Origin of the sequence: Amycolatopsis sp. NPDC006125 (genome assembly GCF_040614195.1) — a bacterium.
Classification (GTDB): domain Bacteria; phylum Actinomycetota; class Actinomycetes; order Mycobacteriales; family Pseudonocardiaceae; genus Amycolatopsis_E; species Amycolatopsis_E tucumanensis.
In genome coordinates this window covers 35,726-47,743 of sequence record NZ_JBEXTZ010000045.1, presented here as the reverse complement: position 1 = coordinate 47,743, position 12,018 = coordinate 35,726, and the positions used below count along the sequence as shown (strand labels likewise).

Here is a 12,018-nt window from a genome sequence, read left to right as displayed (position 1 = left end):
GCGGCCGCCCCGGGACCGGTTCCCGCCCCGACAATGACGATCATGGTCCAGCCCCACACGAAGGCCGCCGACCCACTGGCCGCGGCGCTCGGCAACGCCTCGCTGCTCGGCGCCGGCTACCTGCTGCTCGGCCGGCGACGGCTCGCGGTCCTCACCGGCCTGGTCACGATCGCGCTGGTCGCGGTGCTCGCCCTGGCGGTGCGGACGCTGTGGTTCGAGATCGTCGTGCTCGTCTGGTGGGCGGCTCTGGCCGCGCACGGCTGGCACCTGGCCCGGCGCACCGAGCGCCCGGCGCGCGCCGGCAGGCAACGGCTGACCGGTCTCGCCGTCGCGCTCCCGGTGCTGCTGGCCGTCGGGCTGCTGCGCTTCGACGCCGCCCGCATCGAGGGTGACGCCATCGAAGCCCACGGCCGCGGCGATTGCTCAGGGGCGCTGGCCGCGCTGGACGGACTGTGGGCGGGGCACGCGGTGGCCGACGCGCCGCTGACCGCGCGCACCGGCGACACCGTCCGCGCCTGCCGTCTGCTGCTGGCGGCCGAAGCGCAGCTCGGCAAGGCCCTCGGCGGCGACCCCGCGAACCTGGAGCGCGCGTTCGCGACACTGGCCGACGTGCGCGCGATCCCCGGCCAGGACCAGCGGATCCGGGAGGTGCTGGACCGCTTCACCGGCCGGCTGCCCGTCCCCGACCCGTGCGGCACCGCCGCGATCACCGACTGGCTCCGGCAGGGCGCGCGCGGCCCGGTGCTGGACCACGCCGCCCGTGTGGTGGCACGGGTCGCGCCCGCCGCGCTCGCCGGGTGCGCGGACCGGCTGATGGCGGCGGACGACTGGCCCCGCGCCCGCGACCGGTACCAGCAGATCCTCGACCAGTACCCCGGCCACGAACTCACCGCGCGCGCCGGCGACGGCGCGACCAGGGCGACCCAGGCGATCGAGCTGGCGAACGTGCGTGACCTGCTGGAAGTCTCCTACCCGGGCGCGGAACCGGAGTACTGCGACCACCCGGCGCCCTACAGCGGCGCGGCGCCCTACGGGGACGGGCCGAACCGGGCGCTGGTCTTCGGCGACGACGAGCACCTCGGCCGGTTCCCGGCGGAGTGGCGGGCGGGCGGCCCGGCCGACGCGGTGGCGGTGATCTGCGCGGGCACCACGGACTACGGCGCCGAAGTCCGGTCGTGTCCCTACGAGTCGGGCCTGAGCCTGTACGGCTACCAGGACGTGTCCTTCCGGAAGATCGCGATCCCGGTACGCGTGTACGAGGTGAAGACGGGGCGGCTGGTCACCGACACCCGCGTGGAGATCGGCGGCGCGTCCTGCCCGCCGGTACTGCACTACACCACCTACGTCGACCTGGCCGTGGACATCCCGCCGAGCCAGGTGTACGTGACGCCGTCGGACGCCGACGTGCGCGCGGCGTTCCAGCCGCTGATCGACCCGTGAGGGCGGGCAGCCCCCGCCCTCACGGGTGCTCGATCAGTCCGCCGAGTGCATGATCACGCCACGGATGTTCTTGCCGTCGCGCAGGTCCTGGTAGCCCTCGTTGACCTCATCGAGCGAGTACCGCTTGGTCACCAGCTCGTCGAGCTTCACGTGCCCGGCCTGGTAGAGGCGCAGCAGGCGGACGATGTCGTACTGCGGGTTGGCCGAGCCGAACAGCGTGCCCTTGACCGTCTTCTCGAACAGGGTCATCACACCGCCGGACAGGTGCACCGTCAGCTTCTCCGGGTTGGCCAGGCCGGTGATGACGACCGTGCCGCCCTTGCCGATCACGTTGAACGCGTCGGTCACGACCTGCTCGTCCACCGTGCCGACGGTGATCAGCGCCTGGTCGGCCATCTGGCCCCAGGTCAGCTCCGCCACCTTCGCCGCGGCCTCGTCCGCCGAGGCGAACGCGTGCGTGGCGCCCAGTTCCAGCGCCTTCTCGCGCTTGAACGCGACCGGGTCGACCGCGATCACGTTCGCCGCACCCGCGTGCGCCGCGCCCTGGACCGCGTTGATGCCGATCCCGCCGATGCCGTAAACGACGCACGTGTCGCCCGCGCGCACGCCGCCGGCGTAGTTGGCCGTCGCCCACCCGGTCGGCACACCGCAGCCCACCAGCACCGCGGTCTCCAGCGGCAGCCAGTCGTCCACCTTGACCACGGAGTGCTGGGAGATCGTGGCGCGCTCGGAGAACGTGCCGAGCATGCACATGGCGCCGTAGTCGGTGCCGCCGCGGTGGAAGCGGAAGCTGCCGTCGGGCATGTGCCCGTCCAGGATCGTGGCGCCCATGTCGCACAGGTTCGACCGGCCGGTGGCGCAGTAGCGGCACGTGCCGCAGTTCGGGATGAACGAGCAGACCACGTGGTCACCGGGCTTGACCTTGGTGACGCCCGGCCCGACGTCTTCGATGATGCCCGCGCCCTCGTGCCCGCCCACGATCGGGAACCGCGGCACGAGGTCGTTGTCGATCAGGTGCAGGTCCGAGTGGCACAGCCCGGCGGCCGTGTACTTGATCAGGACCTCACCGTCGCGGGGACCGTCGAGCTCGAGTTCCTCGATCTCGAACGGCTTGCCCGCGGAGTGCAGGACAGCGGCCTTGGTCTTCACACCGATCACCTCTTTGTGACAGGGGTCTCATGCACGGACTGCTACATGATGCCATCTTTGGCCACCGCCGCGGCAGCTTCAAGTAGAGCGTCCGCCCATCGACGGAGGGTGGCGCGCCCCGCTTCCGCGGTCGCCCCCACGGGGTCACCCAGCACCCCGTTCGGGCTCACCCCGCGCACACCTTCGTCACGCAACCGGCCGATCAGCTCGGGCAACGGCCGCGTCGCGCCGGCCTCGAACCGGTCCACCCGCACGGCTTCCGGCCGCAGCGCGAGCATCACCGAGGTCTCCAGCCGTCCGGCGTGCGTGTCGTCGGCCGGACCGTCCGGGCACCAGGCGCGCACGTTCCGGCCCTCGTGACGCAGTTTCGCGACCGCCCGGCGCAGCGGGGCCGCGTTGCCGCCGTGCGCGCACACCAGCAGCACCCCGGCGAACGCGTCGGCGGAGCGCACCAGCTCGACCACGAGGAGTTCCGTGACTTCCTGACCGATCGACAGCGTGCCGGGAAAACCGGCGTGCTCCCCGCTGGAGCCATAGGGCAGCGGGGGCGCGACGACCACCTCCGGACGAGCCTCGGCGAGGCGGCGGCACAACTCGACGGCGATTTCGGTGTCCACCGTGTACGGCAGGTGCGGACCGTGCTGCTCGGTGGCGCCCAGCGGCACGGCCAGCAGGCGGCGCTCGCCGAGTTCGGGCCAGGCGAGGTCGGCGAGGTTCATGACCTTTTCCGGATCGAGGCAGTGCCGCGCAGCGGCTCCGTTGAGGGTGGTGGTGGGCGACGGGTGGGCCAACTTGAGAGGTCGGGGATCAGCGGCCCCGGTTCCTCCTCGCGCAGGCAGCCACGCCAAACCCCGGTGCCGTAAGCGAAATCGTCCGCGGCACGGGCCAGCAGCCACCGCAGCGGGTCGATGTCCGGCCGGGTGCGGGCCCAGTCGGCGAGGTGCCGGGCATAGGCCAGCGCCAGCACGCGGCGGCCACGCCGGGACAGCGCCAGCACCGGGACCGCGGCCGGGCCCCACGCGCCGGTGAGCGCGTCGGCCAGGAACCGGCCCGCCGCGACGTGCCCGCGCAGCGCGATGCCGAGCGCCTCTTTCGCCGGGACGTCAAGGGGTTTCAGCTTGCGTGGCAACAGGGCCGCGGTGCCGAGCGCGATCGCCACACCGGTCTTCGGCCGTCCGGCGGCCACCGCGAGCCAGGCCAGCGCGGTCCAGCCGGACACCCGGACCGGCGCGAGCGCCTGCCGCCCGTGGCGTTTCGCGAGCGGCGCGGCGGAGGTGCCGTAGCTGTACCGCTGCTTCAGCCAGGCGCGCCACGTCGTGCGTGGTTCGTGCACCACTTCGGACTCCGGCTCGTACCGCACCGAGCCGCCGGCGTCGACGAGGCGCCAGATCAGGTCGACGTCCTCGCCGAACCGCAGGTCCTCGTCGAAGCCGTGGATCGCCTGCAGCGCCGAGGTTCGCACGACGAGCGCGGCGGTGGGCAGGTAGGTGATGCGGCCGCGCGGCCGCACCTGCGCCGGGGTGGTGCCCATGTCCAAAGAGGACCGCAGCCGTTCGTACCGGGAGAGCGTGCCGTCGCCGGGCGCGCTGCGCACCCGTGGCGCGACGGCCACCACGGCCGGGTCCTCGAACTGCGCCAGCAGCGGCCCGAGCCAGCCCGGTTCGGGGCGGGTGTCGGCGTCGAGGAAGGCGACCAGCTCGGTGGTCACCTTGCGCCAGCCGGTGTTGCGGGCGGCGGCCGGTCCGCGGGCGACGGGGTGCCGGTCGACGGCGTGCGGCACGGGCACCGCCGACCCATCGTCGACGACGAGCGTCTCGCGCACGTCGGTCAGGCGGGGCAGGAGTCCGGCGAGGCGGTCGGCGTGGTCGCGGACCGGGACCACGACGGTGACGTCCTGCGGGGTCAGCTTCGAGTCGGGGTGGGTGGGGTGGACCATCCCGGCGAGGGTGAGCTTTTCCGCCAGGCGGCGGTGGTGGGGCTTGTCGCCGACGGGTGTGCCGCTTGCCCACTGGGCGAACAGGCGCGCCCCGGTGGCGGACAGCTTGATGATCCGCAAGGGCGAGCCGCCGACGAGGACGCGCCCGCCGGCGACGGCCTTGGTGGAGGGGTCCAGGCGCAGCACAGTCATGCTGTGAAGCCTCCGTCCGCGTGGACGACGGTGCCGGTGACGGCGCTCGCGTCCGGGCCGCACAGCCAGCAGACCGCGGCCGCCACCTCCTCGGGTTCGAGCAGGCGCTCGGTGAGCTGGTGCTGGGCGAACTCCTCGACGTCGTCCAGGTCGTAGAGCTCCGCGGTGGCCTGCAGCATCGGGGTGCGGGTGGAGCCGGGTGAGACGGCCGTCGCGGTGACGCCGGTGCCGCGCAGGTCCGTCGCGAGGCCGCGGATCAGCCCCACGACGGCGTGCTTGGCGGCGTTGTAGCCGGCCAGCCGCCAGAGGCCGGTGTGGGCGGCGGCCGAGGCGAGGGCGACGAACCGCCCGGTGCGCGGCTGCGGGCGGCGCAGCAGGGCGGGCACCGCGGCGCGAGCGAGGTGGAAGACGCCGTCCACGCCGGCGCCGAACAACGATTCCCACTCGGAATCGGTGGTCTTCCAGAGCGGCCGCCCGCCCGCCATGACCGCCGCTGCGGCGACAGCGGCGTCCAGCCCACCGAACTCGCGCTCGGCGATGGCGACGGCCTCGTCGAGGGCCTGCTGGTCCCGCACGTCGGCCACGAAGTCGAGCACCTGGCCCGGCCACTTCGCGGCGACCTCGGCGAGCTGCTCCCGCCGCGCCAGCGGATAACCCAGCCCCGGGGAATCCGCGGCGACATCCACGGCGACGACGCGCCACCCCTCCCCAGCGAGCCGGTGCACCACGGCCGCCCCGATGCCCCGCCCGGCTCCCGTAACCACGGCGACGCGCGGGGTCACGTGATCATCTCCACGAGCGGAGCGTGCCAGCTGCCCGCTCACGACGACACCACCCACCCGGTGACAACTTGGCCGCGGGCGGCCACGCGACTCGCCAACCAGCTCCCGCCGCCCCCCGCTCGCACACCGCCCATCCGCGGGAGCGCAACCACCAGCGCCGAACCCATCACCCACCCGGTGCCGCAGCGAGCGGTCGCGGGACTCCCGACCGGCAGCTGCCATGGTCCCGCCGGAGGCGGGGTGACCGACCGCCCGGCCGCTGCCCCGCGTCCAGCCGCGTCGCTCACAACGACACCCCCGCTCGATGCCCCTCCACCACGGCGGCGTGCGCGCGCCGCGGGGTCACGCAATCCCCCGCGCGCAGCACCGGGAACGGCGCCTCCCGCAGCGCGTGCCACAACTCGTCCTCCGGCTCCTGGTGCGTCGCGCACACCACCCAGTCGCAGCGGACCTCCGTGGTCTCGCCGGTCGTGTGCTTCAACATCCGCAACGCCACGCCCCCATCCTCCGTCGCCGCGGCGCCGAGCACCATCTCGTCCGTCCGCTCCGCGATCCCGAGCTCGTGCGCCCGCCGCCCGAACAGCTCCCGGTCCAGCGTCAGCCCCAGGTCCTGCCCGACGACCATCCCGGGCGTCGACAACGTGACCCGGCAACCCCGCCGCGCCAGCAGCTCCGCCACCGACGTCGCCGGGTGGAAGCCGACCTCGTCGATCACGACCACCGCGCCGGACGGCGAGACACCGCCCAGCACCTCCCGCGCGTGCACCACCCGCGGCGGGACCGCCCAGCCCGGCAGCACCGGCCGGGCGCCCGTCGCCAGGACCACGGCATCCGGCGCCTCGTCCAGCAGGAACGAAGCCGTCACCGCGACACCGGTCGCCAAGTCGACACCGGCCTGACGGCACTCGGTCAGCAGGTTGCGCACCAGGTCACCGAGCTCGCCCCGGCCTGGCGCGGTCGCGGCCAGCGCGATCTGCCCGCCGACCTCGCCGCGCTCGAGCACCGTGACCCGGTGTCCCCGCCCGGCCGCCGTCGCCGCCGCCTGCAGCCCGGCCGGGCCCGCGCCGACGACCAGCACTCGCTTGGGGCGCGGCCCGGGCGGCGGCAGCGGCACCGCTTCCCGCCCGGCGCGCGGGTTCTCCACGCACCCGAGCCACCGGTTGAGCCCCATCCGCCCGACGCACTCCTGGTTGCAGGACAGGCAGGTCCGCACCTCCCGCCCGGCCCGTGCCTTCGCCGCGAACGACGGGTCGGCGATCTGCCCGCGCACCACGCCGACGAGGTCGCACCGCCCCTCGGCCAGCGCCCGCTCGGCCTCCTCCGGCGATTTGATCCGTCCGATGCCCACGACCGGCACGGACACCGCGCGCCGCAACGCTTCGGACACTGGCAGCGCGTACCCGCGCGGGACCGCCATCGACGGTTCGACCATGTACAGCGTCGAGGTCGCGACCCCGATCGAGGTGTTCAGGTAGTCGATGTCCGGCGAGATCAGCCGCGCCACCTCGGCCGCCTCGGACGGCGTGATGCCGCCCTCGACCAGGTCGTCGCCGGAGAGCCGCACCCCCAGCGCCCGGTCGGGCCCGATCGCCGCCCGCACCTCCGCGACGACCTCCCGCAGGAACCGCGCGCGGTTGGGCAGCGGGCCGCCGTAGTCGTCGGTCCGCAGGTTCGCCGCGGGCGCCAGGAACCCGCGCAGCAGCGACGACTGGGAGCACTGGATCTCCACGCCGTCGAAGCCGCCTTCGGCGCAGTGCCGCGCGACGCGCCCGTACCCGGCGACCACCTCGGCGATCTCCGCGACGGTCATCGCCTTGGGCACCTCGCGGAACAGCGGGTCCGGCACCGGGGACGGCGCCCACACCGCCCGCCGCGAGTACATCGACGACGCCTGCCCGCCGTTGTGGTTGAGCTGCGCGAAGATCGGCACGCCGTGCGCGTGCACGGCGGCGGTGATGCGGCGGTAGCCGGGCACGACCTCGGGCTGGTACCCGTGGATCACCTTCTCGTAGGGCCAGTCCGAGGGGTGCACGACGTGCTCCTCGGAGATGATCAGCCCGGCGCCGCCCGCCGCCCGCGCGGCGTAGTAGGCCGCGTGCTGCTCGGTGGGCAGGTTGCCGGTGGCGTAGTTGGTCAGGTGGGCGGCGAACACGATCCGGTTGCGCACCTCGACCGGCCCCAGCCGCAACGGTTCGAACAGCAGGCTCACAACGCCACCGCCGCGCGACGACCGTCCAGAACGGCCTCGTGAATCGTCCGGGGCGCCACCGCATCCCCGACCGCGACCCCCGGCAGCGCGACCTCGGGGAGCCGGTGTCCACAGTGGATCAGCACCGCGCACGACAGCTCCCGGCACTCCCCGGTGAGCACGTCCTCCACCACCACTTGGTCCCGCCGCGCCACCCGCAGGCGCGACCGCTTCGCCAGCTCCACCCCGGCCCGCTGCAGGCGCGCGTTCACCGCGGCGACGTCCCGGACCTGGGTCGCGATCACCGGATCAGGGCTGACGATCGTCACCGCGCGTCCGGCGGCCAGCAGCTCCGCGACAGCCGCGCCGGTCCAGTCGCCGAGCGGGTCGTGCACCACGACCGGCCCGTCCGGCAGCTCCGCGCCACCCAGCACCGCGGCCACGTCGAGCACCCGGCCGCCCTCGACGGAGTAGTCCCGCGGGCCGGGCCTGCTGCCGGTCGCCACGACCACCGGCCGGCCGTCCGCCGCGACGGTCTCCACACCGGTCGAGATCCGCACGCCCAGCCGCCGGACCTCGGCCTCCAGCCAGTCCGCGAGCCGCCCCAGCCGGTCCCGCCCGGGCAGCCGCGCCGCGACACGCGCCATCCCGCCGAGCCGGTCGTCGCGCTCGGTCAGCTCGACGTCGAAACCCCGCAGGGCGAGCACCCGCGCGGCTTCCAGCCCGGCCGGGCCACCGCCGGCCACCAGCACCTCCCCGGCACCCGGGCGCGGCAGCGGATCCTCGGTCTCGTGCCCGCTGCGTGGCTCGCCGATGCAGCTGACCAGCGGGTTCCGCGGGTCCCGCACCCGGCACTTCTGGTTGCACAGCACACACGGCCGCGGCCGCGTCCCGGCCCGCACGTGACGCACCAGGTCCGGATCGGCGATCTGCGCGCGGGTCATCTCGACCAGCCCGGCGAACTCCAGTGCCCGCTCCGCGAGCTCAGGATCCACCACACTGCCCTGCAACACGGTCAAGGCGCGCCCGGAGAACGCCCGGCACAGCTCGGCGTTGAAGCCCGGTTCGGTTCGTGCGTCCGGCCGGGAGTCGGTGAACGCCGAACCCCGCACCGGCACCAGGTAGTCGATCCCGCCGGGCACGGGCGCGGTCTCCGGCGTGATCCCGCCCCACGGCGCCCCTTCGTCGCACGCCAGGCGCAGCCCGAGGATGCGGTCCCCGATCGCCCCCCGGACCGCCGCGACGACCTCGCGCAGCAGCAGTCCCCGGTCCCCGTAGGCGTCCGTGCGCCGGTTGGTCAGCCCGGAACAGAACTGCCGCAGCAGCGAGTACTGCCCGGCGTCGATCTCCACACCGTCCACACCGGACTCGGCAGCGAGCGCGGCGGCGGCGCGGAACCCGGCGATCAGCTCCGCGATCTCCGGGCCGTCCACCTCCATCGGCAGCTCGCGGCTCACCGGATCCGGCACCCGCGACGGCGCCCACAACGCCGACTGGTGGTAGGCCGACGAACCCTGCCCGCCGGCGTGCCCGAGCGACGCGACCACGAGCGTCCCGTGTGGACGGCAGGCGTCCACGATGGACGTCCACCCCGGACCGCATTCCGCGGCCAGCGGCGCGCGCTCGTACGGCCAGTCGGAGGGGTGCACGCTCGCCGTCTCGGTGACGACGATCCCGGCGCCGCCCTCGGCCCGCCGCCGGTAGTAGGCGACGTGCCGGTCGGCGAGCGCCCGCCCCCGAGCCAGGTTCGTTTCGTGCGGACCGAAGAGGACCCGGCTGGGGGCGGTGCGGCCGCCGACCCGGACGGGGCCGGCGAGCCTGGTCATCGTCCTGGCTGGAACCCCGCGAGCGGGCTGGTGTCGCAGGCCCGGTCCGGCCGGGCGCCGCCCTCGGGCGGGCCGAACCCGATGCTGACCGGCACCTTGCCCGCCTTGCGGCTCTGGCGGGTCTTGCGGTGCGAGTGGTCGATGTGCGACCGCGGCGCCCCGCTGACCCCGGCCAGCGCCAGTTCCCCGTGCCCCTTCACGCATTCCGGATCGGGACCGTCCAGCGGAAGGCCGGTGAAGAACTTCGCCGCCATGCACCCGCCCTGGCAGGCGTCGTAGGCCGAACACGACGTGCACGCGCCGCCGGTCTGCGGGCCGCGCAGGCGCTCGAACAGTTCGGAGGTGTTCCACACGCCCGCGAACCCGCCCTCGTCGCGGACGTTGCCGGCGAGGAACTCCTCGTGGATCGCGAACGGGCAGGCGTAGACGTCGCCGACCGGGTCGATCAGGCACACCACCCGGCCCGCGCCGCAGAGGTTCAGGCCGGGCAGCGGGTCCGAACCGAGCGCGTTGAGGTGGAAGAACGAGTCGCCGGTGAGGACCTTCTCGCCGTTGGCGATCAGCCAGTCGTAGAGCTGCAGCTGCTGCTCGGCCGTCGGGTGCAGCTCGTCCCAGGTGTCCGCGCCGCGGCCGGACGGGCGCAGCCGCGTGATGCGCAGCTGGGCGCCGTAGGTGTCGGCGATGGCCTTGAACTCGTCGAGCTGGCCGACGTTGTGCCGGGTCATCACGACGGAGAGCTTGAAGTCGCGGAATCCGGCGTCCTTCAGGTTCCGCATCGCCCGCATCGCGGTGTCGTAGGAACCCGGGCCGCGGACGTAGTCGTTGACCTCGGCGGTGGCGCCGTCCAAGGAGATCTGCACGTCCACGTAGTCGGTGGCGGCGAGCCACCGCGCCCGCTCCGGGGTGAGCTTGACGCCGTTGGTGGAGAACTTGACGCCCACCTGGTGGTCCACGGCGTACTCGACGAGCTCCCAGAAGTCGGCGCGGACGGTGGGCTCGCCACCGCCGATGTTGACGTAGAAGACCTGCATGCGCTGCAGCTCGTCGATGACGGCCTTGCACTCCGCGGTGCTCAGCTCCCGCGGGTCGCGGCGGCCCGACGAGGACAGGCAGTGCACGCACGAGAGGTTGCAGGCGTAGGTCAGTTCCCAGGTCAGGCAGATGGGCGAGTTCAGCCCCTGCTTGAAGTGTTCGACGAGCTTCATCGCACGCCCTTCTCAGTGTTTCAGCGCGGTTCGATCGTGCCGTTCTCGGCGAGTCCGGCCAGCGCCTTCAGGTAGGCCGGGCGCTGGTCGCCGGGGACGCCGGCGGCGTCGAGGGTGGTGTGCACGTCGGGCTGGTCCCCGAGCGTGCGCACCACCTCGACCAGGATCTTCGTCTTCAGGAACGAAAGCCTCCGGGTGCCGAAGTCGTAGGCGAGCGCCCCGAACGGTTCCGGTCGCAACGCGACCCGCGGGGAGCACCGGTAGGCCTGGTCCGGATCGAACACGGTCAGTAGACGCCGCACATGCCGTCGATGGAGACCTCTTCCACGAGCAGGTCCTCCTCGACGAGCGAGTCTTCCACGGCGGGGGCGACGCTCTTGGCCTCGGACATGGGATGCTCCCTTCGGCGATGGGCCGCTCCGGTGCGGCCGCGCTTCTCGGACAATAATGGCACCGAGTGCCGAATGGAAGAGGGATGACCGAAAAGGCGGATCCGGCGCCCCGTGCGGGACGCAAGCCGATCACGTCGCGGGCGGAGGTCGAGCACGTGGCGTTCGAACTGTTCGCCAGCCGCGGGTTCGACCGCACGACGATCGACGACATCGCGAAGGCAGCCGGCATCGGGCGGCGCACGTTCTTCCGCTACTTCCCGTCGAAGAACGACATCGCCTGGGGCGACTTCGACGGCCAGCTGGACAAGATGCGCAAGCGCCTCGCGTCGTACCCGCCGGACCGCCCGCTGCCCGGCGTGCTGCGGGAGGCGCTGGTGGACTTCAACCGGGTGGACCCGTCCGAGGCGGTGTGGCACCGGCAGCGGATGGAGCTGATCCTGACCACGCCGGCGCTGCAGGCGCACTCGACGCTGCGCTACGCGGACTGGCGGCAGGTGATCGCGGAGTTCGTCGGGGGACGCCTCGGGGTGCCCGCGTCGGCACTCGCCCCGCAGACCGTGGCCTACACCGCGCTGGGCATCGCGCTGGCCGCGTACGAGCAGTGGCTGCGCGACCCGCGCGCCGACCTCGCCGAGCTGATGGCCGCCGGGGTGGACGAGCTGACGGAGACGTTGGTCCCGGGGGCGCGGTCGTAGGCCGGCGCCCCGGGGACGGCAGAACTCGCGCCGGGGAGCGTGGGACTCGCGCAGCGGTTGCGGAACTCGCGCCCGGGAATGCGGGACTCGCGCCGGCGAGTGCAGAACCCGCGCCCGGGAACGCGAGACTCGCACTGGCGACTGCAGAACCCCCACCCGGGGAACGCGAGACTCGCGCCGGCGACTGCAGCCTCCCGCGCGGGAACGCGCAAT

General features: G+C 73.7%; 11 protein-coding genes. 2 read left to right on the top strand and 9 right to left on the bottom strand.

The window, feature by feature from the left end; genetic code table 11:
* Positions 1-42: 42 nt before the first annotated feature.
* Entirely contained in the window at positions 43-1,440 is a 1,398-nt protein-coding gene (locus ABZ193_RS23020) for a hypothetical protein (protein WP_354711404.1), read from the top strand.
* Between the two features lie 33 nt (positions 1,441-1,473).
* On the opposite strand, the gene ABZ193_RS23015 is transcribed toward ABZ193_RS23020, so the two are convergent.
* From ABZ193_RS23015 to mftA, 9 genes are all read right to left on the bottom strand, one after another.
* Positions 1,474-2,589 (bottom strand): NDMA-dependent alcohol dehydrogenase, encoded by a 1,116-nt coding sequence (locus ABZ193_RS23015; RefSeq protein ID WP_354711403.1) that lies wholly within the window; start codon positions 2,587-2,589, stop codon positions 1,474-1,476.
* Between the two features lie 41 nt (positions 2,590-2,630).
* Positions 2,631-3,308 (bottom strand): mycofactocin biosynthesis peptidyl-dipeptidase MftE, encoded by a 678-nt coding sequence (mftE, locus tag ABZ193_RS23010; RefSeq protein WP_354711401.1) that lies wholly within the window; start codon positions 3,306-3,308, stop codon positions 2,631-2,633.
* Entirely contained in the window at positions 3,305-4,717 is a 1,413-nt protein-coding gene (gene mftF / locus ABZ193_RS23005; protein ID WP_354711400.1) for a mycofactocin biosynthesis glycosyltransferase MftF, read from the bottom strand. Before mftF ends, mftE begins: the two co-directional genes overlap by 4 nt.
* On the bottom strand, positions 4,714-5,499 hold the full coding sequence (locus ABZ193_RS23000; protein ID WP_354711399.1) for a mycofactocin-coupled SDR family oxidoreductase: 786 nt from the start codon (positions 5,497-5,499) through the stop codon (positions 4,714-4,716). Before ABZ193_RS23000 ends, mftF begins: the two co-directional genes overlap by 4 nt.
* A gap of 283 nt (positions 5,500-5,782) precedes the next feature.
* Entirely contained in the window at positions 5,783-7,708 is a 1,926-nt protein-coding gene (locus ABZ193_RS22995; protein ID WP_354711398.1) for a mycofactocin system FadH/OYE family oxidoreductase 2, read from the bottom strand.
* Positions 7,705-9,513 carry a mycofactocin system FadH/OYE family oxidoreductase 1 gene (locus ABZ193_RS22990; RefSeq protein WP_354711397.1) on the bottom strand — a complete coding sequence of 603 codons (1,809 nt, stop codon included), beginning with the start codon at positions 9,511-9,513 and terminating at the stop codon, positions 7,705-7,707. Before ABZ193_RS22990 ends, ABZ193_RS22995 begins: the two co-directional genes overlap by 4 nt.
* Positions 9,510-10,718, bottom strand: a complete 1,209-nt coding sequence (gene mftC / locus ABZ193_RS22985) for a mycofactocin radical SAM maturase (protein ID WP_354711396.1) — start codon at positions 10,716-10,718, stop codon at positions 9,510-9,512. Before mftC ends, ABZ193_RS22990 begins: the two co-directional genes overlap by 4 nt.
* A gap of 20 nt (positions 10,719-10,738) precedes the next feature.
* Complete coding sequence (mftB, locus tag ABZ193_RS22980) at positions 10,739-11,020, bottom strand: mycofactocin biosynthesis chaperone MftB (RefSeq protein ID WP_017983864.1); 282 nt, start codon at positions 11,018-11,020, stop codon at positions 10,739-10,741.
* A complete protein-coding gene (gene mftA, locus ABZ193_RS22975; protein ID WP_020421040.1) occupies positions 11,005-11,109 on the bottom strand; it encodes a mycofactocin precursor MftA in 105 nt (34 codons plus the stop codon). Before mftA ends, mftB begins: the two co-directional genes overlap by 16 nt.
* A gap of 84 nt (positions 11,110-11,193) precedes the next feature.
* Between mftA and mftR the strand changes: the two genes are divergently transcribed.
* Complete coding sequence (mftR, locus tag ABZ193_RS22970) at positions 11,194-11,805, top strand: mycofactocin system transcriptional regulator (RefSeq protein WP_354711394.1); 612 nt, start codon at positions 11,194-11,196, stop codon at positions 11,803-11,805.
* Positions 11,806-12,018: the final 213 nt, after the last annotated feature.